This is a genomic window from Streptomyces boninensis, assembly GCF_048572725.1.
Classification (GTDB): domain Bacteria; phylum Actinomycetota; class Actinomycetes; order Streptomycetales; family Streptomycetaceae; genus Streptomyces; species Streptomyces boninensis.
The window spans coordinates 4,782,027-4,802,562 of record NZ_CP183837.1 but is presented as its reverse complement, the minus strand read 5'-3'; the positions used below and the strand labels follow the sequence as shown (position 1 = coordinate 4,802,562).

Genomic DNA, 20,536 nt, shown 5'->3' with positions numbered 1-20,536 from the left:
ACCCGATGCCCCACGCCCACCTCACCACGGGCGCGGAGGTCCGCGCCGCCGACCGGGCGCACGTCTTCCACTCCTGGTCGGCACAGGACACGATCAGCCCCATGCCGGTGGCCGGAGCCGAAGGCTCGTACTTCTGGGACTACGACGGCAAGCGCTACCTGGACTTCTCCTCCCAGCTGGTCTTCACGAACATCGGCCACCAGCACCCCCGGGTAGTGGCGGCGATCCAGGAACAGGCGGGGAAGCTGTGCACGATCGCCCCGTCCTTCGCGGTGGACGTACGCGCGGAGGCGGCGCAACTGATCGCCGCCCGCACCCCCGGCGACCTGAACAAGATCTTCTTCACCAACGGCGGCACCGAGGCCGTCGAACACGCCGTACGCATGGCAAAGCTCACGACCGGCCGCCCCAAGGTCCTGTCCGGCTACCGCTCGTACCACGGAGCGACCTCGGCCTCGATCCACCTGACCGGCGAGCCCCGCCGCTGGGGCGCCGACACGGGCATGTCCGGGGCGGTGCACTTCTTCGCGCCGTACCTGTACCGCTCCCCGTTCCACGCCGCGGACGAGGCGCAGGAGTGCGAGCGCGCGCTGGCGCACCTGTCCGAGGTGATCGCGTACGAGGGCCCCGGCACCATCGCGGCGCTGATCATCGAGCCGGTGGTCGGCTCGGCGGGCGTGCACGTGCCGCCGGACGGCTACCTGGCCGGGGTGCGCGAGCTGTGCGACCGGCACGGGATCGTGCTCATCTTCGACGAGGTGATGGTGGGCTTCGGACGTACGGGCGCGTGGTTCGCGGCCGACCACTGGGGCGTAACCCCGGACCTCCTGACCTTCGCGAAGGGCGTGAACTCCGGCTACGTGCCACTGGGCGGCGTCGCGATCGGCGAGCGAGTGGCCTCGGTCTTCGCCGACCGGCCGTACCCGGGCGGCCTCACATACTCGGGCCACCCCCTGGCCTGCGCCGCGGCAGTCGCGACAATGACGGCAATGGCGGACGAGGAAATCGTGGAGAACGCCTTCCGCCTCGGAGCGGAGGTCCTCGGCCCCGGCCTGCAGGCCCTCGCGGAACGCCATCCGGTGGTGGGCGAGATCCGCGGCCTAGGCGCCTTCTGGGCCCTCGAGCTGGTACGGAACCAGGAGACCCGCGAGCCACTGGTCCCCTACGCGGCCGCACCGCTCGGCGCCATCACGGCAGCATGCACGGACCGCGGCCTCTGGCCGATCGCCACGGGAAACCGCCTCCACCTCGCACCCCCATGCACGCTGACGGAGGCGGAGGCCAAGGAGGGCCTGGCAATCCTGGACGAGGCGCTGACGGTGGCAGACAGCCTCATCTAGGACGGCATCTGTCCTATTGCGCTCCTACGGTGAAGACATGACCCCACCCGCAGCGCTCTCCTTCCCCGACGTGACAGCCCTGGAAGCCTGGCTGGAGACCCACCACGCGGACACCGCCGGCCTATGGATCAAGGTCGCCAAGAAGGCCTCGGGCATCCCGTCGCCAACAGCGCACGAGATCATCGACGCGGCCCTGTGCTTCGGCTGGATCGACGGCCAACGCCGCGGCCTGAACGCCACCCACTACCTGCAGCGCATCACACCCCGCCGCCCGCGCTCGACCTGGTCGCAGGTGAACGTACGCAAGGTCGAGCAACTGACCACCGCCGGCCGCATGCGACCGGCCGGGGCGGCCGAGATCTCCGCCGCCAAGGCGGACGGCCGATGGGACGCGGCGTACGAATCGCAGCGCGAGGCAGTGACCCCTCCAGAACTGCAGGCGGCGCTGGCCACGCAACCAGACGCCCTGCGCTACTTCGAGTCGCTCGGCAAGACGGACCGATACCTGGCAATGCTGCCACTCCTCAAGGCAACACCCGCGCGACGACCAGCGCAGCTGACGCGAGTGGTGGACGTGCTCGCGCAGGGGCGAATTCCGCGCTGAAGCGCCGAACGACGTTGATTCGGCCCGCTGTTAGGGTCCGGGCATGCCATCCGACATCTTCCGCATCGGCGGGACGCTGCCCGTTCGACGGCTTGGCTACGGGGCCATGCACCTGCCGACCGAGCCACCAGCAAATCGTGAGGCGGCCATCAATGTCGTGCGGCGGGCCGTGGAGCTGGGCGTAACGCTGATCGATACCGCGCACCTGTACGGCGGCGGAGCCAACGAGGAACTGCTGGCCGAGGCGCTCTACCCGTATCCGGATGACCTGCTCATCACCACCAAGGTGGGCGTGGCCCGGACCGGCCCCGGCGGCGAGTGGAAACTCGACGCCCGCCCGACAATCCTGCGCGACCAGGTCGACCAGGCCCTACAGCGCCTGCGCGTCGAACGCATCGAGCTCCTGCAACTACACCGGATCGACCCGGAAACACCGCTCGCCGACCAACTGGGCACCCTGCAGGATCTCCAACAGACAGGCAAGATCGGCCACCTCGGCCTCTCCGAGGTGACGGCGGACGAGCTCGCACGCTCCCGCGAACTCATCGACGTCGCCAGCGTGCAGAACCGCTACAACCTCCTCGACCGCGAACACGAAGAGGTCCTCTCCGCCTGCGAGACAGCGGGGATCGCCTTCCTCCCATGGCGACCGGTCGCGGCGGGTAAAGCGGGAGCGGAGGCCGAGATCAGCGCCATCGCAGACGAACTGGGAGCCACGGCGACCCAGGTGTCCCTCGCCTGGCTCCTGGCCCACTCACCCACCATGCTGCCCATCCCAGGTACGGCACAGATCGCCCACCTGGAAGAGAACATCGCCGCAGCCGACCTCACCCTCACTCCCACCCAACTTGAGCGTCTGACCACGAGGGCGTAGCACCCAGCTTGATCCCTCCCTCCGGGAGGAGGGCAGAGTGGAGCGACGCAGCCGAAAAAGTCTTAGCGAAGCGGGCTTTTTCGGTTGTGTCGCGGAACTCTGCCCGGCCCACCCACCAAACAAGCCCGTCCGGCGCTTGAGGACTCCGTGGCGAAGCCACAGGAGGTATCGTCTCGCTCCGGAACAAACTACCGGAGGGGGCGGCCATGGCCGAGACACGAGCACAAACCGGCCACCTGGCGATAGCCATCGTCTTCGCCGCCCACGGCGCCGTAACCGGCAGCTTCGCCACCCGCGTCCCCTGGATCCAGGACCACGCCAACCTCTCCGCAGGCCAACTAGGCCTGGCCCTCGCCTTCCCCGCCCTCGGCAGCCTGCTCTCCATGCCCATGGCCGGCGCCGTAAGCCACCGCTTCGGCGCCCGCCGGGCCCTCATATCCCTGCTCCCCCTCTGGACCCTGGCGCTCATGCTCCCGGGCCACGCGCCCACCCTCCTCACCCTCTGCGGCGCCCTCCTCATCTTCGGCGCCACCGCCGGAATCTCCGACGTCGTCATGAACGCCATCGGCGTCGAAACCGAAGCCCGCCTGGGCCGCTCGATCATGTCCGGCCTGCACGGCGCATGGAGCGCGGGAGCGCTCATCGGATCAGCGGGTGGCACCCTGGCGGCCCACATGGACGCCGACGCCCGCGTACACCACGCGATGGCCAGCATCGTCCTCACCTGCGTCGGCATCCTGGCGGCCCGTAAAACCCTCGACGTCACACCGGCCCCTGAAGCCGAGGCGCCGCCCCACTTCGCCCTGCCCCCCAAATCAGCACTGATCATCGGCGCGGTAGCGCTCTGCGCGGTCTTCGCGGAAGGCGCATCCCTCGACTGGTCGGCGGTCTACCTCCGCGACATCCTCGACGCCTCACCCGGCCTGGCCGCAGCCACAACCACCGCCTTCGCCCTGACCATGGCAATAGCCCGCTTCGCGGGCGACGCCGTCGTCGACCGCATCGGCGGCGTACGAGCCGTCCGCTACAGCGGCGTACTGGCCACCCTCGGCGGCCTCCTGGTGGTACTCGCGGCGAACCCCGCACTGACCATCGCCGGCTTCGGCCTGATCGGCCTCGGCATCGCCGTAGTAGTCCCGCTCGCCTTCGCCGCCGCAGCCCGCAGCGGCAGCAACGCGGCCCAGGCAATCGCGGGCGTCGCCACGATCACCTACGCAGCCGGCCTCATCGCCCCGTCCGCGATCGGCGGCATCGCCAACGCGACCTCCCTGACAGTGTCGTTCGGCCTGGTCACCGCCCTAGCGGTGGTGCTCGTCCTGGGCGCCTCCGTCATGCGTACGAACAAGAGCAGCACCCCCAAGGCCGCGGGCGAACCAGCCACGCCCACCGCTTCTTCGGCCTCGGACGGCTAGCCGATGATCCCGGTGTCGTAGAAGAACTCGTACCGGGTCGGGTCATCCGGCAGGAACCAGTGGAAGCCCTCCTGGAAGAAGACCGCGAACATATTGATCGCGATCACCAGCCCGCAGAAGCCGAGAGCGAGCAGACCCACCGTGCGGTGGCCCCGCCCCGCCGGGATCGTACGGTCGGCGGTGACATTCGCGAAGACCATCAGCAGCGCGATCGCGGCGATCGCGGCGTTGAAGAGGATCCACGCCCAGACGTAAAGGTGCAGGCCGAGTGCGGTGCCGCCGTAGCCCTTGGCGTGCGGGAGGATGTGCAGCATCGTCTGCCGCCAGGCCGCGAACGAGCCGCCCAGGCACGCGACCAGGGCCATGCCCCAGCCCATCAGATAGTCGCGGCGGGTGATCTGCCCGGTCATCCCCTGGCGCACGATGAAGGCCGCCCCCAGCGCCGCGAGCAGCATGAACATCCGCTGGATCATGCACAGCGGGCAGGGATACTCCCACTCCCCGAACTGGATCAGCAGCCCACCGCACACCACCCCGGTCCAGCCGATGACGAAGACGACCGCCAGCCACCACTGCGCCTGCCCCAGCAGGCCGCGCAGGCCGATCCGCGGGACGCTCATCAGTAGTTCAGCCCCAGCCCGAGGCCGCTGGAGATGTGGTGCGCGAGCAGCCCGGACGTCGCCGCCAGCGACACCCACCAGGCGATGAGCACCGTCGAGCGACTCTTGCGGCGCACGATCACATAGAGCGTGCCGAGGAGCGCCGCGAAGATCAGGGTGTCCATGGTCCGGACCGTAGTGCCGGGCGCTCGGGGGCCGGGGCAGGCGCGGCGGCCGGGACGGGGGATTACGGCGTCAGCGTGATGCCGGTCAGGCCGGCAGCCTGACGCCGAGCTCCTCGCTCAGCGCCTCCGTCCCCGCGGGGGTGACCCGCAAGGCTCGCCCGGAGCCGATCCGTTCCACCCACCCCAGGTCGAACGCCCGCCGGCACAGCGCCGCCCCCACCGCGCCCGCCAGATGCGGGCGGCGCTCGCTGTAGTCGAGGCAGTCGCGCAGCAGCGGGCGCGTGCTCTTGCGGCCCGAGGGCCGCACTTGCGGGGTTACGGCACCGAGCCGCCGCAGCCACGCATCGCCCGCGTCGGTCAGCGCGAGCCCGTGCTCCCGGGAGACGAGACCGCGGTCCGTCACCGCGTCGGCGATGGCCACTCCCAGCTGCCCCGCGAGGTGGTCGTAACAGGTCCGCGCCCGCGCCTCCGCCCGCCGCCGCCCCGACTCGCGCAGCGAGCGCGGGCGCGCGGGGTCCGTGCCGCTCTCCTCCGGCGCGAACGCCGACAGCTCCTCGACCAGCGTCGCCGCCGCGGGCCCGGCCAGCCGCACGTACCGATGCCGCCCCTGCCGCTCCAGCGTCACCAGCCCGCCCTCCAGCAGCCGCGCGAGATGCTCACTCGCGGTGGACGGCGCGACCCCCGCCTGCCGCGCGAGCTCCCCCGCGGTCCAGGCGCGGCCGTCGATCAGCGCGAGGCAGAAGGCGGCGCGGGTGGGGTCGGCGAGCAGCGCGGCGGTGCGGGCGAGGGACGTCGGGGAGAGCATGGGTCCATCGTGCACCGGGGACGTTTCGGCGTGCGCCGAAGGGTGCGGGTCCGGTGCGCCGGGCAGTCGGGCCGCGGGCGCCGTCAGCGCGGCGGCACCGGGCTGCCCCAGCTTGCCAGCAGGCGCAGCGCCTCGGCCTCCCGCGAGCCGGGGGCCGCGGTGTAGGCGAGGAGGGCCAGGTCCGGGTCCGCGGGGAAGGCGGTCAGCTCGAAGGCGAGGGTGAGCGGGCCGGCGACGGGGTGGTTGATGCGCTTGCGGCCGTATGACTTGGTCTTGATCGTGTGCAGCGCCCAGTGGTGCCGGAATTCGGCGCTGTGGGCCCGGAGTTCGTCGATGAGGTGGTCGAGCTGGGGGTCGTCGGGATGTTGACCGGCGGCGCTGCGGAGGTGGCCGACCACCTCGCGGGCGATGAAGTCGCGGTCCGGGTAGCGGGCGCCGATCTCGGCGTCCAGCAGGTGCAGGCGGGCGAGGTTGCGGCGTGCGGGTGGCAGTCGTGCGAAGTCGGTGATCAGGGCGCAGGCGAGGCGGTTCCAGGCGCGTACGTCCATCCGGTGGCCGAGCGCGAGGGCGGGGCTGTCGATGGCGTCGAGCAGCTGCTGGACGCCGGGCCGCACCTTCGGTGGCGGCGTCCGGTGGCCGGGCGCGGGTCGTCCTCCCGGCCGCGGCGGCCGCGCCAGGCGGAACAGGTGCGCTCGCTCGTCCGCGTCCAGGCGCAGCGCGTCGGCCACGGCGTTCAGCACGGCGTCCGAGGCGCTGTGGTTCCGCCCCTGCTCCAGGCGCACGTAATAGTCGACGCTGACCCCCGCCAGGTGCGCCAGCTCCTCCCGCCGCAGCCCCGGCACGCGCCGCAGCCCCGCGCCCGAAGCAAAGCCGACGTCCTCGGGCCGTATCCGGTCGCGCCGGGAACGCAGGAAGGCACCTAACTCCGCGCGTGGCAGCATGCGGTCATTCTGCTGCCGGGGGTGTGGTCGTGGGTAGGTACGGCTGTACCTAGGCAGGAGGCGACCTGGGCGGGCCGCGCCCCGGGCTGGTGGTGGCGTGGGCGGGCCGCGCCCCGGGCTGGCGCTGGCGTGGGCGGGCCGTGCCCCCGGAAAGCCTCGGCCTACCCGCCACCCGCGCGGCGCCGCGAGGGTGGCGGCATGAGACCTGCGCGCATCACCACCCCTGCCGCGGCCGTACTCGCCGCCGCCCTGGTCGCCGCCGTCGCCCCGGCTTCACCGGCCGGTGCTGCCAGTGCTGCCGCGCCGGCTTCCTCAGCCGCCTCCGCCCGCGCGGCCGCGCCGGCTTCCTCAGCCGCCTCCGCCCGCGCGGCCGCGCCGGCCTCCTCAGCCGCCTCCACCCGCGCAGCCGCGCCGCTCCCGGGAGCGCCCGGCGCGGACCCGGCGCCCGCCGGGCCCCAGCGCCCGTACGAGCCCGACGTCGCCGGTCCCGACAACGCCGACGCCCTCACCGCCCGTGTCACCCCCGCCGCGGGCGGGCACGACCGCGTCACCCCCACCCCCGGCGGACAGCGCGGCGTGCGCGTGGAGTTCGACCGTACGAGCCGGACCGCCGACGGCGGGAAGCCCGCGGCCGCGCGCCGCTTCGTCTTCCTCTTCGACCGGTCCGTCACCCTGCACCCGGCCGACTTCCCGGTCTGCGACCGGGCGACGCTTGAGGCCGATGGACCCGGCGGCTGCCCGCAGGGGTCGCAGGTCGGTGAGGGGACCGCGGAGTTCCACCCGCACGGGTCGGCCGAGGTGCTCGCCTTCAACACCCGCTACCGCGACGGCACCTGGGGCGTGCTCGTTGCCATCCCGGCCACCGGGACCATCCTGGAGCAGACGCTGGAGCGGGCCTCCGCCCCGTACCGCGCCCGCGGCTACCGCTGGACGCTGGACGAGATCCTGCCGCCGACCGCGGTGCCGCCCCAGGAGCGCTCGGCGACGCTGCGCTTCAGGCTGGCCTTCGGGACCGTAAGGGACGGGGCGAGCTATGCCACCACGACCGCGCCGGCGGGCAAGGCGCTGAAGTTCGGGCTGTGGAGCGAGTTCGTCACCGGGCAGGTGCTGCTGCCGGAGGCAAGCGCGGGTCAGCGCAGTGGGCGCAGGGCGAATTCCTGAGGCGGGGTGCCGTTGCAGGTGTTCTGGAAGAGGTTGGCGACGTCGTTGGCGTCGATTTTGCGGGAGACCTGGACGCAGCCGCCGCCGCGGTCGACGCGCAGGCGGTAGCGGACCGGGCTCTTGGTGCCTTTCGCGACGTCGAGGTAGAAGCGCTGGTAGCGGTCGCCGCCCTCGCAGGAGTACGGGCGCAGCAGGGCGCCGGTGCCGATGCCGGAGCTGTTGAAGCCGGAGCAGCGGTCGCGGCCCTCGTGGGAGTTGCGGGGGCGGAGCCGGTACTGGGCCTTCGCCGTCCCCGGGACGCGTTCCACGTAAAACATCTGGTCGTCGCTGTCCGTGCACTCCCACTCCACGACCATGCCGTCCGACCTGGCGTCCTCGCCGTTGCCGTCGACGCAGCGGTCCGGATAGGTGTGGTATGCGCGGATCTGGTACCAGCCCTCGGCCGGCGTCCCGCGGCCGTACGCACTCGGCTCGCGGCCCGCGCGCGTGACGGTAGGTGAGTCCACCGCGTCGTCCGCCGGCCACAGCACCGCGGCGGCGACGGCCGCGAGGGCGGCCGTGACCGCCGCCGCGACGAGGGCCGCAGGCAGCGGACCCCAGCGCGGACGGCGCGAGCCGGGCCCGGGGGCGGGCGCTGGACCGGCGTCCGGCACCGGCTCCGCCGCCGTCGCGGCACCGTCCACCGCCCCGCCGCCCCCGGCGAGCCGTTCTCGCGCCTGCAGCCATGTCACCAGCGCGTCCGACGAGCACCCGCAGGCCCGTACGAACGCGGCCACCGCCTCTCCGCGCGGCAGCGCCTCCCGGCCCAGCAGGTTCGCCACCGTGCTGCGCGGGAGCACGTCGCCGACGGCCGCCGCGCGCATTTCGATGTCCCGGTACGACAGCCCGGACCACGCCTTGAGCGCCCGCAGCCGGTCGTTGAACTCCTGCGCCGTGGCCGCCCCGACCGGATCGGGAGCCCTCCCCCGCACGTTCATCCCAACGCCTCCCCCTGGCATGTGGTGTTCCAGCCACGTCCCGGACGCCGATGGAACATCGGACAGCCTTGTACATCACCGGACGGCAGATCAAGACTGCTCGCGAGCCGGGTCTGGGCGAGGAACGGGGGCACATGTCCAGGAGGCAGTGGATACCGACGGCAGCCGAGCTGCGCGAGGGCACCAACATCTCGGTCGCCCTCTCGCCCGATCGCTCCCGCCTGGCCGTCGACCTGGCCGGCGGCATCTGGACGCTGCCGTTGCACGGCGGCGCCGCCACGCCGCTGACCGGCGCGGACGCCGAGGCGGCGCAGCCCGACTGGGCGCCGGACGGGCGGGAGCTGGTCTTCCAGGCGTACGTGGACGGGAACTTCCACCTCTGCACCGTCCCCGCCGCCGGCGGCGCCCCCCGGCAGCTGACCAGCGGCCCGTACGACCACCGCGAGCCCCGCTACGCCCCCGACGGCCGCACCATCGCCTTCGCCTCCGACCGCGGCGGCAACGGCTACCGCATCCACCAACTCGACCTGCGCACCGGCCGCATCACCCCCTGGCCCGGCGACCCCAAGGGCGAGGAGGCCGCCCCCGCCTGGTCCCCCGACGGCGAGCGGCTCGCCGTGCTCACCGACGGCACCGCCATCGACGCCGTGGACCGCGCGGGCGTCCGCCGCAGGATGGCCGAGGCGGACGACGCGATCCTCGGCGCGCCCGCGTGGACGCCGGACGGGCGGGAGGTGGCGTACGCGGAGTTCCCCGGCACGCTCGCCGGGCCGTTCGCCGCCGGGCCGACGCGGCTGCGGGTCGGGGAGCGGGTGGTGTCGGGGGACGGGGAGGACGTGTTCCCGTTCCGGGCCGGCTGGCTGTCGGACGGGGAGATCCTGTACACGGCGGACGGGCGCATCCGCCGCCGCGACCTGCGCCAGGGCCGTATCGCCGATATCCCCTTCACCGCCGAGGTGCCCGTACGCCCCCGCCGCCAACTCCCGCCCCGCGGCCGCCTCGACGACCCGCGGCTGCGCCCGGTCCGCGGCATCGTGGCGCCCGCGCTGTCGCCGGACGGGGCGTCGGTGGCGTTCTGCGCGCTCGGCGACCTGTGGCTGCTCGGGCCCGGCGGGCGGCCGCAACGGCTCACCCGGGACACGTACTTCGTCTCCGACCCGGCCTGGTCGCCCGACGGCCGCCGCCTCGTCTACACCAGCGACCGCGCCGGCAACCCGGACCTGTGGCTGCGCGACCTCGACTCCGGTACGGACCGCCGCCTCACCGCGCTGCCGCACGCCGCCGTCGCCGCGGCCTTCGCGCCCGACGGCCGCCAGGTCGCCTTCCAGGACCAGGACGGGGCGACGTATCTGTGCACGGTCGATACGGGCGAGGTCGTGCAGGTGCTCGCGAAGGAGCCGATGCCCGGCCGGCCGAGCTTCTCGCCGGACGGGCGGCGGCTGGCGATGGCGGTGGTCCGCCCGTACTCCAGGCGCTTCCGCGAAGGCACCAACCGCATCCTCGTCCTCGACCTCGACACCGGCGCCACAGCCGTGCACGAGGTGGCCCCGCACCGCTCGATCAGCACCCGCGGCTATGACGGGCCGGTGTGGGCGCCGGACGGGCGGCACCTCGCGTATGTGTCGGGCAGCGTGCTCTGGCTGCTGCCGGTGGACGGCCGCGGGCGGCCGACGGGGGCGCCGCGGCAACTCAACGACGAGGTGACGGACGCACCTTCCTTCGCCGCCGACTCGGCGACGCTGCTCTATCTCTCCGCCGGCCGACTGCGCCGCATCCCCGCCTCCGGCGGCGAGCCGCGGCCGGTGCCGCTCTCCCTCCACTACGCCGCCGACGTACGGCCCGAGCGGACGATCGTGCACGCGGGCCGGCTCTGGGACGGGCAGGCCCGCGAACTCCGCGCCGACGTCGACATCGTGATCGAGAGCGGCCGCATCGCCGCCGTCCGCCCGCACCACGGCCGGGCGGACGAGGACGCGTCCGGTCTCACGGTGCTGCCGGGGCTGATGGACATGCACGCGCACATCCATATGAAGGGGAAGTTCTACGGCTCCCGGCAGGGCCGGATCTGGCTGGCGTACGGCATCACCACCGTCCGCTCGCCCGCCGACCCCGTCTACCAGGCGCTGGAGGAACGGGAGGCGGTGGCGGCCGGGCGGCGCCTCGGACCGCGGTACTTCGGCACCGGGGAGGCGCTGGACGGCAGCCGCGTCCACTACAGCGTCACCCGCCCGGTCACCGACGAGGCCGAGCTGGAGCGGGAGCTGGCGCGCGCCTTCGCGCTCGACTACGACCTGCTGAAGGCGTACGTCCGGCTGCCCGCGGCCGGGCAGCGCGCGGCGGCGGCCGCGGCCCACCGCGAGGGCATCTGGACCACCTCCCACTACCTCTATCCGGCGGCCCGGCACGGCCTCGACGGCATGGAACACCTCGGCGCCACCCACCGCCTCGGCTACTCCACCACCCTGAGCCGGGCGGGCCGCTCGTACCAGGACGTCCTCGCCCTCTTCGCCGCCTCCGGCATGGCGGTGACCCCGACGCTGATCCTGGGCGCGCTGACCCTCGCCGACCACCCCGGGCTCGTAACGGACCCGCGGATCACGGCGCTCTACCCGCACTGGGAGCAGGCCGAGCTGGCGAAGAAGCTGGCGCTGGTCCGCGACTCACCGCCGGAGCTCAGGCGCGGCCTGGCGGCGGCGCTGGCGGCGAACGCGGCGACCGTCCGCCGCATCCACGCCGCCGGCTGCCCGGTGCCGGCAGGCACCGACGCCCCCATCGACCACCCGGGCCTGAGCCTGCACTGGAACCTGTGGGCGCTGGCCGACCACGGCATGCCCGCGTACGACACCCTGCGCACCGCCACGCACGACGCGGCGGCGGCGCTGGGCGTCGCGGATCAGCTCGGCACGGTGGAGCAAGGGAAGCTGGCGGACCTGGTGTTCGTGGTGGGCGATCCGCTGGCGGACATCAGGGATACGGCGCGGGTGCGGCGGGTGATGGCGGCGGGGCTGGTACATGACGTGGACGGGCTGATTGTGGGGCAGCCTTCGCCGTGATCCCGGAGCGCTCGGGTCCTTGGCTCAGCCGCCGAACATCTTCGCCGCCTCCCGCCCATGCGCCTGGTTCTCCGCCACGTACGGCCGCAGTTCGCGCTCGTACGCGGCGAAGGCGGCGGCGTGGTCGCCGGCCGGCGCCTCGGCGAGGCTGTTCGCGAGCAGCCGGGCGCCGATCAGGGCCTGGGAGGTGCCCATGCCGGAGGTCGGGGCGGCGCAGTAGCCGGCGTCGCCGACGAGCGCGACGCGGCCTGCCGACCAGGAGGGCAGCTCGACCTGGCAGGCCGAGGCGAAGTAGAAGTCGTCGGCCATCGCCATGTCGTCGATCAGCTGCGGCACGATCCACCCGGCGTCCGCGAACTGCCCGCGCACGATCTCCTGCTGCTGCCCCACGTCGTACCGGTCGATCTCGGCACTGTCCCAGCCGAACGACAGGCTGACCGTCATCCGCTCGGCGTCACCGGCGCTGAAGAGGTACACCGCCCGGCCCGGCGTGCTGCACAGCACCCCGCGGTGGTCGAGGCCGAGGTGGTTGGCGGTGCTGAAGCCGGCGCCCGACATGCCCAGGTGCTGTACGTGGTCCTGGTGCGGGCCGAAGGCGAGCCTGCGGACGTTGGAGTAGACCCCGTCGGCGCCGACGACCAGGTCGAAGGCGCCCTCGGCGCCGCTGTCGAAGCGCACCCGTACGCCGGTGTCGTCCTGGGTGAGGGCGGCGATGGAGTCGCCGTAGACGTACGTCGCGAGGTCGCCGGTGGCCCGGTGCAGGATGGCGGTGAAGTCCCGCTTCAGCACCTCGAGTCCGCCCGCGAAGGTCTCGGCGGGCAGCTCGCCGGTCTGCTGCCCGTCGGCGTCGACGATGCTGGTGCCCTTCATCTGCGTGTCATGGCCGCGGACTTCGTCGAGGATCCCCATCTCCTCCAGTACGTCGAACGCGGGCCCGCGGAAGTCCACCGCATAGCCGGAGTCCCGGAGCGCGGGCGCCCGCTCGACGACGGTCACGTCGTATCCGTGCCGGTGCAGCCAGAACGCGAGCGCGGGCCCCGCGACACTCGCACCGGAGACCAACACCCTCGTCTTCGCCATCTCGGCTCCTCCCCATGAGTGTTGTGCGTGGCGTTGATCATTGCGGACGGTCATGTGCGTAACAAGCCTGGACCGAGCAAAGGTTCGATCAACGGAGCCGGTCCGTCCGCCGCGATGCGCATGGCCGGCCGAGCGGCTCGGCGGCCGGGCCTCGGTCACCGCCGTCTTCGGCGAGCCCGTCACCTGCGGTGAGGTTCACCGTCATCCCGGTGGCCAGGGCCGGGGCTGACGCGCCGGGTCCGGCGGGGCGCCTTCCGGGCGCGGCCGGGCGGTTACGATCACGCCTATGGTCACGGTGTGGTCCCGCTCCAGCACGCTCCGTGCCCGCCGGGAGGCGGGCGCGGGATGGCTGCTGGGCGTCGCCGTGGTGCTGCTGGCGGTGCTCTTCAGCCACGGGCTGGGGGCGGAGGGCGGCGAGGGCCATCACCTGCCGCCGGTGACGGTCGTATCGCAGTCCGCCGCGATGGCCGCGGGCGGTGCGGCGGCTGTTGCCGCAGGTGGTTCGCCGGCACCTTCTGCGGCCCTCGGCCCCCGGGCTGAAGCCCCGCCCGCGCCCGACCACGCCCCGCACGACCACGAGATCTGCCTGGCCCGCGCCCCGCAGGAGACCGCACCGTCGGCCTTCAGCTGCCCGCTGCTGCCGGCCGCGGTACGCGATGGCGCCGACGCCAGCGACCTCGGGAGCCGCGCCGCCGCCCCGCCACCCGCACCCCACCTGGCGGGCGGACTGCTCACGCCGGTGCTACGGCTGTAACGAACTGGCGCCGCAGCCGCCTCGCCGGCGTGCCCCGCGCAGCGCCGTACCGCCGCGGCTTCACCCCGCAACCCACCCACCCACCCACCCGTTGCTGCTTGCGACAGGGACGGGTGGGATGCGGGGCTGGGACAGAGCCGGCCGGGCAGCGGCACCGCGCCCCGCCATACCGCCGCGGCTTCACCCCGCAACCCACCCACCCGTTGCTGCTTGCGACAGAGGCGGGTGGGTGGGCGGGGACAGCCGGCCGCGCAGCGGCCAACGCCCCGCCAGACCACCGCGGCTCCACCCCGCCAACCCACCCACCCGTTGCTGCTCGCGACAGAGGCGGGTGGGTGGGCGGGAACAGCCCGGCGCCCCCCACCCGCAGTGCAGCACCCACCGAACGTGAGCCACCCCATGCGACTTCTCGCCCCCGCAGGGCCCGCCCCCGCGCCGCGCTCCACCCTGCCCGCCCTCGTGGGCAACACCCCCGTCCTCCCCATCGGCGCCCCCCTCACCCCACCCGACCGTCGCTTCTGGGCGAAGCTCGAGGGCTTTAACCCCGGCGGCATCAAGGACCGCCCCGCCCTCCACATGCTGCGCCGCGCCCGCGCCCGCGGCGAACTGCAACCCGGCGCACCCGTCGTCGAGTCCACCTCCGGCACCCTCGGCCTGGGTCTCGCCCTCGCGGGCACCGCGCTCGGCCACCCCGTCACCCTCGTCACCGACCCCGGCCTGGAGCCGGAGCTGCGGCGCCTGCTGCTCGCGTACGGCGCCCGCGTCGACGTCGTCGAAGAACCGCACCCGCGCGGCGGCTGGCAGCAGGCGCGCCGCGACCGCGTCACGCGCCTGCTCGCCGACGAGCCCGGCGCCTGGTGCCCGGACCAGTACCACAACCCGGACAACGTCGCCGCGTACACCCCGCTGGCCCTTGAGCTCGCCGCCCAACTCGGCCACATCGACGCCCTGGTCTGCAGCGTCGGCACCGGCGGCCACTCCGCGGGCATCCACCGCACCCTCGCCCCGCTCTGCCCGGGCCTGCGCCTGATCGGCGTCGACAGCGTCGGCTCGACCGTCTTCGGCCAGCCCGCCAGGGACCGGCTGATGCGCGGCCTCGGCTCCAGCATCCATCCGCGCAATGTCGCGTACGACGCCTTCGGCGAGGTCCACTGGGTCGCCCCGGGCGAGGCCGTCTGGGCCTGCCGCAGGCTCGCCGCCTCGCACTACGCCACCGGCGGCTGGAGCGTCGGCGCGGTCGCCCTCGTCGCGGGCTGGGTCACGGCCCAACTCCCCGCCGACGCCACCGTCGTCGCCGTCTTCCCGGACGGGCCACAGCGATACCTCGGCACCGTCTACGACGACGACTTCTGCACGCGCCACGACATCCTCGACTCCCCGCCACCCCCCGAACCGGACGTCATCGGCAGCCAGGACGACAAGGAAGCACAGCGCTGGACCCGCTGCACGACGGTGACGGATCCGGTAGAGGTGCGGCGATGAGGACCATGCTCGCGCAGGCACGCACCTACGACCGCAGCGTGCAACTGCTGATGGCGAACCAGTTCACCATCAACCTCGGCTTCTACATGCTGATGCCCTATCTCGCCGCCCACCTCTCCGGCACCCTCGGCCTCGCCGGCTGGACGGTCGGACTGATCCTGGGCGTACGGAACTTCAGCCAGCAGGGCATGTTCCTCGTCGGCGGCACCCTCGCCGACCGCCTCGGCTACAAGCCGCTCATCGTCGCCGGCTGCCTGCTCCGCACGGCGGGCTTCGCGGCGCTCGGCTTCACGACCTCGCTGCCCGCCCTGCTCGCCGCCTCCGCCGCGACCGGGCTGGCGGGCGCGCTCTTCAATCCGGCCGTACGGGCCTACCTCGCCGCGGACGCGGGTGACCGGCGGGTGGAGGCGTTCGCGCTCTTCAACGTCTGCTATCAGGCAGGCATCCTGCTCGGCCCGCTGCTCGGGATGGCGCTGACGGGCGTCGACTTCCGCCTGACCTGCCTGGTCTCCGCGGTGGTCTTCGCGCTGCTCAGCATCGTCCAGATCCGCGCGCTGCCCGCGCGCAAAGCGGCCGCCGATACGAAGGCCGCGCCCGTCGCCGTGTGGACGGTCTGGCGCGGCATCGCCGCCAACCGCCCCTTCCTGCTCTTCTCCTGCGCCATGATCGGCTCGTATGTGCTGTCGTTCCAGGTCTATCTGGCTCTGCCGCTCGAGGTGCGGCGCCTGGCGGGAGACGGCACCTCGGAAACCGTGGCCGTGGCCCTGCTCTTCGCGGTCTCCGGCCTGAGCACCATCCTCGCCCAGACCCGCCTGACCGCCTGGTGCAAGGCCCGTCTCGGCCCAGGGGCCGCCCTGACGTGGGGACTTACGGCCATGGGCCTGGCCTTCACGCCGCTGCTCGCGGCAACCGCACTGCCCGTACCGGAAGCCCCCGCCGCCCGCTGGCTGCTCGCCGCGCTCCCCGCGGCGCTGGCAGCTCTGCTGCTGGCACTCGGCACGATGCTCGCGTACCCCTTCGAGATGGACACCATCGTCCGCCTCTCCGGCGACCGGCACGTAGCCACCCACTACGGCTTCTACAACACCATCTCGGGCCTGGGCATCGCCGCCGGCAACCTCGCCACCGGCGCGTCCCTGGACGCCGCCCGCTCGGCAGGCCTCCCCGCGCTCCCGTGGCTGGTCCTCATCGCGCTCGGCCTGACCTGCGCGGCCGGGCTGCATGCGCTGCATCGAACGGGACGCTTGCGGGCAGCACCGGAGCGGGAACAGCCCCAACCGGCCCCGGCGTGACGCGGCTTGGGTACGAGCCGTCAGCCGTCAGCGCGCCGCCGCCTGACCTGCCAGAGCGCGGCGCCGCCCAGTGCGACGACGAGGCCGCCGCCGACGAGCAGCCCGGCGGAAGGCCCGCCGCCGTTGCCGTCGCCGCTGTCACCGTCGCCGGTGGCCTTGGGCGACTCGCCGCGCTCCCCGCCCACCACGTCGGCGCAGCCCTTCCGCGGATAGCCCGCGATGGCGCACAGCAGCCCGCCGCTCCCGTACCGCAGCGGCGGCACCGCCTTGGCCAGCGCCTCCGCGGTGGTGGCGTCCGGCGGGAGTTGCACGCACTCCTTGCGTACGACGGCCGGGGGCTGCTCGCCCGACGGGGCGTCCTTTGCGGTGCCGAAGTCCAGGACCAGGGCGACCCGTTTGGCGCCCGCCTTCTTCGGCGTGGTGCCGCAGACCGCCTCGAAGTCGGGCTTCGCGCGCGGATTGACGGAGTCCTTCGTGGCCTCCTGGAAGACGGCGAAGCGCCAGCCCTCCACGGCGCCGTCCTCCGGGCGGTACGAGCCCGGGCCCACGGTCGTGGTGGTCCACTTGCCGTCTTCGCCGTGGCGCAGCGACCAGTAGCGGTAGTCGGCGGCGTGCGCGGGCGCCGCGGCGGCGAGGGTGAGGGTCGCGGCGGCTGCCAGGGTGGTGAGGGTGTGCTTCACCGGGCGGCCCGCAGGAGATTGGCAGGGATCTCGGGGTGGCTGCCGAAGTGCAGGTGGATGTAACTCGCGATCACATTCCCGGCCTTGCCCGCCACATAGCCCGCCCGCCGGGTCTCGCCGGTGCTCGTGGTGACCTCGTACAGGTTCGGCTCCAGGTCGGCGGCGGTGATCCGGGACTGGTGGAATTCCTGGCCACGGGCGCGCTGGCCTTGGGGGCCGAGCGCGGACGGCGCGCGGGTGTGCACGTCGACGTACGCGATGGCGAGGTAGGTGCGGTCCATCGCCACGTCGATGGGGAGGATGCCGGTCATCTCCCTGCGCTGCCCGTCGAAGCCGGTCAGCGACCGGGCGAGGTACATCATCCCGCCGCACTCGGCGTAGACCGGCATGCCGTCCTCGGCGCGGGCGCGCAGCTCTTCGGCGAGGGGCTTATTGGCGGCCAGTTCGGCGGCGAAGCTCTCCGGATAGCCGCCGCCGAGGTATACCGCGTCCACTCCATCCGGGAGGCGGGGGTCGGCCGTCGGCCGGAAGTCCACCAGCTCGAAGCCCGCCGCCTCCAGCGCCCGGAGATTCTCCTCGTAGTAGAAGCAGAACGCCGCGTCCCGGGCGACCGCGAGCCGTGCGGCGGCGCCAGGCGGCTGGGAGGCATAGGAGGAGCGAACGGGTGCGGACGGGGCGCGTACCCCGGTGGCCGCCAGCAGCCGCTCCACATCCAGGTCCCGCCCGCCCGCTATCTGCGCCCGGGCCCGCGCCTCGGCCGCGGCCGGGTTCTCCTCCACCGTCGTCAGCCCGAGATGCCGCTCGTCCACCCGCAGCTCCTCGCTGCGCTCGACCCAGCCGACCACGCGCTCCCGCAGCCGCTCCGACAGCGCCTCGACCACCATGTCCGCGTGCGGGCGGCTGCCGACCCGGTTGAGCACGGCACCGGCGATCCGTACGCCGGGGTCGAAGTCCATCAGCCCGCCGAGCACGGCCCCGGCGGTACGCGTCATCCCCCACACGTCCACGACGACCAAGACCGGCAGCCCGAGCAGCTTCGCGAGGTGCGCCGCGCTGCCGCGCTCGGTGCCGTTCTCGCCGTCGTAAAGGCCGCCCATCGCCTCTACGACGCACACGTCCGCATCCGCCGACCACCGGGCGTACGCGCGGCGCACGCCCTCCTCGCCCATCATCCACAGATCGAGATTGATGGAGGGACGGCCGGTGATCTCCCGGTGATACCCCGGGTCAATGAAGTCGGGGCCGAGCTTGAACGCCTGCACCTTCAGGCCGCGCTCGCGCAGCTGCCGCAGCAGGATGGCCGTCACCGTCGTCTTCCCGGCGCTGCTGTGCGTCGCGGCGACGACGAATGCGCTATTCACGTGGCAACCCTAGCCCTCTCCCTGGATGGCCCCGCCCAGCTCGCACCCCGCCCCTACCTGGGGTTCGCTGGCGGCACCAGCAAGGCGGCGGAGGTGACGGGCGATGGCAGGCAGCTCCAAAGCTCGTGCCGCACTCGCGGCCGTGCTCATCGTGCTCGGCTGCGTGCTCGCCCCACTCGCAGTGGTCTCCGCCTGGGCGTCCGGCGTGGTCGGGGACACCGACCGTTACGTGGACACGGTCGCCCCGCTCGCCTCGGACAAGGACGTCCAGGACGCGGTCGCGAAGCGCGCGGCCGACGCCGCGGCCGAGAACATCGACCTGGCGACGCTGCTCGAAGGCGTGGCCCCCGCGGACCGCCCCCGCCTGACCAAGGCGCTCGGCAAGCTCGACGGGCCGCTCCAGGAGGCCGTGCGCAGCCTGGTCCGCGACAAGGCGCGGGCCGTCGTGGCCTCCGACGGCTTCGAGCAGATCTGGAAACAGGCCAACCGCACCAGCCACGCCGCCGTGATCAAGGCGCTCACCGGCAAGGGCGGCGACGCGGTCAAGCTGGACGACGAAGGCGTGACCGTCGACCTCGGCCCGGTCGTCGAGCAAGTCAGGCAGCGCCTCGTCGACGACGGCTTCTCGGCGGTGGAGAAGCAGCCGGCGCCGGAGGCCGAGTTCACCGTCATCAAGGGCGACAAGGTCGCCAAGGCCAGGACCGGGCTGCGGCTGCTGGAGGCCGCGGGCACCTGGCTGCCGATCCTCGCGCTGCTGCTGATCGCGGGCGGTGTCCTCCTCGCGGCCCGGCGGCGCCGCGCGCTGGCCGCGGCGGCCGCGGGCGTCGCCCTCGCCGTCCTGCTGCTCGGCATCGGTCTGCTGATCTTCCGCGGGGTCTATCTCGACGCGCTGCCTGGCGGGGTCTCGCGCCCCGCCGCCGAGTCCGTGTACGAGGCGGTGACCCGGCTCCTCCGTACCACCGTGCGGATGGTGGTGGCGGTGGCCGCGGTGACCGCCCTCGCCGCCTGGCTGACCGGCTCGGGGCGGCGGGCCGGGCTCGTACGGAACGCGTGGGAGTCGGGCATCCGCGCCATCCGTACCACCGCCGATGACGCGGGGCTGCGCACCGGTCCTGTCGGTCCGTGGGTGAGCCGGCACCGCGCCTGGATCACGCGGGGCCTCGTCATCGCCGCCGTGCTGGTCTACGTCCTCTGGTCCTACCCCACCGCCCTGGTCGTGCTCGCCCTCGTCCTGGCCCTCCTCTTCGCCCTCGCCGTCGTCTCCTTCCTGGCCGCGGGGCAGGACGGGCCGCCACCGTCACCGTCACCCGAACGGACGCACCGAACTGGAGGCGGTACGGCGGCGGGCTGACGCTGGAGGCCTCGTGCATCCGCTGTACGAGGCACAGGACGGGAGAACGCCATGAGTCAGGACTCGCAGGCCGCCGCGTCGTCGGGGCCGGAACACACCCCGCCGACGGCGGGCTTCGACTCCCCGCGCGACCGGGCCGACGCCCGCTGGCGCACCGACGGCACCACCGCCACCTCCCCCGCGCCGCAGAGCGGCCTGGCCATGGGCGGCACCGTCTTCGCGGGCGTCCTGATGCTCTGCAACGGCATCCTGGGCGCGCTGATGGGCATCTCCGCGATCGCCAAGGACGACGTCTACGGCACGGTCGGCAACTACGCGTACCAGATCAACCTCACCGGCTGGGGCTGGATCCACCTCATCCTCGGCGTCTGCGTCGCGGCCACCGGCGCCGGCCTCCTCAAGGGCGCGGAATGGGCGCGCTGGACCGGCATCTTCTTCGCCGCGCTCGGCCTGATCGCCCAGTTCATGTTCCTGCCGTACCAGCCGATCTGGTCCGTGATCATGATCGCCGTGTACGTCTTCGTGATCTGGGCGCTGGCCGCGTACCGGTCGCCGGACGGCCGCGCGGCAGCCTGAGCCGTACGC

Annotated in this window: 19 protein-coding genes; 11 read left to right on the top strand and 8 right to left on the bottom strand. The window is 73.3% G+C overall.

All coding sequences use genetic code 11. The annotated features are described in order from the left end of the window. The first annotated feature begins 5 nt into the window (after positions 1-5). From ACNNMR_RS21745 to ACNNMR_RS21730, 4 genes are all read left to right on the top strand, one after another. Complete coding sequence (locus tag ACNNMR_RS21745) at positions 6-1,340, top strand: aspartate aminotransferase family protein (protein WP_419996329.1); 1,335 nt, start codon at positions 6-8, stop codon at positions 1,338-1,340. A gap of 37 nt (positions 1,341-1,377) precedes the next feature. Continuing rightward, positions 1,378-1,944 carry a YdeI/OmpD-associated family protein gene (locus ACNNMR_RS21740; protein ID WP_419996328.1) on the top strand — a complete coding sequence of 189 codons (567 nt, stop codon included), beginning with the start codon at positions 1,378-1,380 and terminating at the stop codon, positions 1,942-1,944. Between the two features lie 43 nt (positions 1,945-1,987). Beyond that, positions 1,988-2,818, top strand: coding sequence for an aldo/keto reductase (locus ACNNMR_RS21735; RefSeq protein WP_419996327.1), 831 nt, complete (start codon positions 1,988-1,990; stop codon positions 2,816-2,818). A 206-nt stretch (positions 2,819-3,024) separates the two neighbouring features. Next, positions 3,025-4,230: an MFS transporter gene (locus tag ACNNMR_RS21730; RefSeq protein ID WP_419996326.1), complete on the top strand. Its 1,206-nt coding sequence runs from the start codon at positions 3,025-3,027 to the stop codon at positions 4,228-4,230. Here ACNNMR_RS21730 and ACNNMR_RS21725 read toward each other — a convergent pair. From ACNNMR_RS21725 to ACNNMR_RS21710, 4 genes are all read right to left on the bottom strand, one after another. After that, positions 4,227-4,850 carry a disulfide bond formation protein B gene (locus tag ACNNMR_RS21725; protein WP_419996325.1) on the bottom strand — a complete coding sequence of 208 codons (624 nt, stop codon included), beginning with the start codon at positions 4,848-4,850 and terminating at the stop codon, positions 4,227-4,229. The two genes, ACNNMR_RS21730 and ACNNMR_RS21725, sit on opposite strands and share 4 nt — an antisense overlap. After that, the gene (locus ACNNMR_RS21720) at positions 4,850-5,014 is read right to left on the bottom strand and encodes a DUF5993 family protein (RefSeq protein ID WP_419996324.1); all 165 of its coding nucleotides are present in this window, start codon (positions 5,012-5,014) and stop codon (positions 4,850-4,852) included. Before ACNNMR_RS21720 ends, ACNNMR_RS21725 begins: the two co-directional genes overlap by 1 nt. An 85-nt stretch (positions 5,015-5,099) precedes the next feature. Continuing rightward, positions 5,100-5,819, bottom strand: coding sequence for an ArsR/SmtB family transcription factor (locus ACNNMR_RS21715; RefSeq protein WP_419996323.1), 720 nt, complete (start codon positions 5,817-5,819; stop codon positions 5,100-5,102). 83 nt (positions 5,820-5,902) lie between these two features. After that, a complete protein-coding gene (locus ACNNMR_RS21710) occupies positions 5,903-6,760 on the bottom strand; it encodes a helix-turn-helix domain-containing protein (protein ID WP_419996322.1) in 858 nt (285 codons plus the stop codon). Positions 6,761-6,958: 198 nt separating this feature from the next. Here ACNNMR_RS21710 and ACNNMR_RS21705 point away from each other — a divergent pair, with 198 nt between their 5' ends. Further along, positions 6,959-7,921, top strand: a complete 963-nt coding sequence (locus tag ACNNMR_RS21705; RefSeq protein WP_419996321.1) for a hypothetical protein — start codon at positions 6,959-6,961, stop codon at positions 7,919-7,921. Here ACNNMR_RS21705 and ACNNMR_RS21700 read toward each other — a convergent pair. After that, on the bottom strand, positions 7,891-8,898 hold the full coding sequence (locus ACNNMR_RS21700; protein WP_419996320.1) for a helix-turn-helix domain-containing protein: 1,008 nt from the start codon (positions 8,896-8,898) through the stop codon (positions 7,891-7,893). The genes ACNNMR_RS21705 and ACNNMR_RS21700 overlap by 31 nt on opposite strands. A gap of 134 nt (positions 8,899-9,032) precedes the next feature. Between ACNNMR_RS21700 and ACNNMR_RS21695 the strand changes: the two genes are divergently transcribed. After that, positions 9,033-11,951, top strand: a complete 2,919-nt coding sequence (locus ACNNMR_RS21695) for an amidohydrolase family protein (RefSeq protein ID WP_419996319.1) — start codon at positions 9,033-9,035, stop codon at positions 11,949-11,951. A gap of 24 nt (positions 11,952-11,975) precedes the next feature. Here ACNNMR_RS21695 and ACNNMR_RS21690 read toward each other — a convergent pair whose 3' ends face one another. Further along, entirely contained in the window at positions 11,976-13,031 is a 1,056-nt protein-coding gene (locus ACNNMR_RS21690) for an FAD-dependent monooxygenase (RefSeq protein ID WP_419996318.1), read from the bottom strand. Positions 13,032-13,317: 286 nt separating this feature from the next. Between ACNNMR_RS21690 and ACNNMR_RS21685 the strand changes: the two genes are divergently transcribed. The 3 genes from ACNNMR_RS21685 to ACNNMR_RS21675 all read left to right on the top strand — a co-directional run bounded on the left by ACNNMR_RS21685 (position 13,318) and on the right by ACNNMR_RS21675 (position 16,559). After that, complete coding sequence (locus tag ACNNMR_RS21685; RefSeq protein ID WP_419996317.1) at positions 13,318-13,785, top strand: hypothetical protein; 468 nt, start codon at positions 13,318-13,320, stop codon at positions 13,783-13,785. A gap of 399 nt (positions 13,786-14,184) precedes the next feature. Next, a complete protein-coding gene (locus tag ACNNMR_RS21680; protein WP_419996316.1) occupies positions 14,185-15,267 on the top strand; it encodes a PLP-dependent cysteine synthase family protein in 1,083 nt (360 codons plus the stop codon). Continuing rightward, positions 15,264-16,559 carry an MFS transporter gene (locus ACNNMR_RS21675; RefSeq protein ID WP_419996315.1) on the top strand — a complete coding sequence of 432 codons (1,296 nt, stop codon included), beginning with the start codon at positions 15,264-15,266 and terminating at the stop codon, positions 16,557-16,559. The genes ACNNMR_RS21680 and ACNNMR_RS21675 overlap by 4 nt, the downstream gene beginning before the upstream one ends. 20 nt (positions 16,560-16,579) lie before the next feature. Here ACNNMR_RS21675 and ACNNMR_RS21670 read toward each other — a convergent pair whose 3' ends face one another. Both ACNNMR_RS21670 and ACNNMR_RS21665 read right to left on the bottom strand, forming a co-directional pair. Further along, on the bottom strand, positions 16,580-17,239 hold the full coding sequence (locus ACNNMR_RS21670; protein ID WP_419996314.1) for an SCO2322 family protein: 660 nt from the start codon (positions 17,237-17,239) through the stop codon (positions 16,580-16,582). Further along, a complete protein-coding gene (locus ACNNMR_RS21665) occupies positions 17,236-18,600 on the bottom strand; it encodes a cobyrinate a,c-diamide synthase (RefSeq protein WP_419996313.1) in 1,365 nt (454 codons plus the stop codon). Before ACNNMR_RS21665 ends, ACNNMR_RS21670 begins: the two co-directional genes overlap by 4 nt. A 103-nt stretch (positions 18,601-18,703) precedes the next feature. Between ACNNMR_RS21665 and ACNNMR_RS21660 the strand changes: the two genes are divergently transcribed. Both ACNNMR_RS21660 and ACNNMR_RS21655 read left to right on the top strand, forming a co-directional pair. Continuing rightward, complete coding sequence (locus ACNNMR_RS21660) at positions 18,704-19,951, top strand: hypothetical protein (protein ID WP_419996312.1); 1,248 nt, start codon at positions 18,704-18,706, stop codon at positions 19,949-19,951. Between the two features lie 51 nt (positions 19,952-20,002). Then, positions 20,003-20,527, top strand: a complete 525-nt coding sequence (locus tag ACNNMR_RS21655) for a DUF7144 family membrane protein (protein ID WP_419996311.1) — start codon at positions 20,003-20,005, stop codon at positions 20,525-20,527. Positions 20,528-20,536: the final 9 nt, after the last annotated feature.

Coding starts and splice junctions, on each gene's coding strand:
- ACNNMR_RS21745 (WP_419996329.1), top strand. CDS start 6: ATGCCCCACGCCCACCTCACCACGGGCGCGGAGGTCCGCGCCGCCGAC.
- ACNNMR_RS21740 (WP_419996328.1), top strand. CDS start 1,378: ATGACCCCACCCGCAGCGCTCTCCTTCCCCGACGTGACAGCCCTGGAA.
- ACNNMR_RS21735 (WP_419996327.1), top strand. CDS start 1,988: ATGCCATCCGACATCTTCCGCATCGGCGGGACGCTGCCCGTTCGACGG.
- ACNNMR_RS21730 (WP_419996326.1), top strand. CDS start 3,025: ATGGCCGAGACACGAGCACAAACCGGCCACCTGGCGATAGCCATCGTC.
- ACNNMR_RS21725 (WP_419996325.1), bottom strand. CDS start 4,850: ATGAGCGTCCCGCGGATCGGCCTGCGCGGCCTGCTGGGGCAGGCGCAG.
- ACNNMR_RS21720 (WP_419996324.1), bottom strand. CDS start 5,014: ATGGACACCCTGATCTTCGCGGCGCTCCTCGGCACGCTCTATGTGATC.
- ACNNMR_RS21715 (WP_419996323.1), bottom strand. CDS start 5,819: ATGCTCTCCCCGACGTCCCTCGCCCGCACCGCCGCGCTGCTCGCCGAC.
- ACNNMR_RS21710 (WP_419996322.1), bottom strand. CDS start 6,760: ATGCTGCCACGCGCGGAGTTAGGTGCCTTCCTGCGTTCCCGGCGCGAC.
- ACNNMR_RS21705 (WP_419996321.1), top strand. CDS start 6,959: ATGAGACCTGCGCGCATCACCACCCCTGCCGCGGCCGTACTCGCCGCC.
- ACNNMR_RS21700 (WP_419996320.1), bottom strand. CDS start 8,898: ATGAACGTGCGGGGGAGGGCTCCCGATCCGGTCGGGGCGGCCACGGCG.
- ACNNMR_RS21695 (WP_419996319.1), top strand. CDS start 9,033: ATGTCCAGGAGGCAGTGGATACCGACGGCAGCCGAGCTGCGCGAGGGC.
- ACNNMR_RS21690 (WP_419996318.1), bottom strand. CDS start 13,031: ATGGCGAAGACGAGGGTGTTGGTCTCCGGTGCGAGTGTCGCGGGGCCC.
- ACNNMR_RS21685 (WP_419996317.1), top strand. CDS start 13,318: ATGGTCACGGTGTGGTCCCGCTCCAGCACGCTCCGTGCCCGCCGGGAG.
- ACNNMR_RS21680 (WP_419996316.1), top strand. CDS start 14,185: ATGCGACTTCTCGCCCCCGCAGGGCCCGCCCCCGCGCCGCGCTCCACC.
- ACNNMR_RS21675 (WP_419996315.1), top strand. CDS start 15,264: ATGAGGACCATGCTCGCGCAGGCACGCACCTACGACCGCAGCGTGCAA.
- ACNNMR_RS21660 (WP_419996312.1), top strand. CDS start 18,704: ATGGCAGGCAGCTCCAAAGCTCGTGCCGCACTCGCGGCCGTGCTCATC.
- ACNNMR_RS21655 (WP_419996311.1), top strand. CDS start 20,003: ATGAGTCAGGACTCGCAGGCCGCCGCGTCGTCGGGGCCGGAACACACC.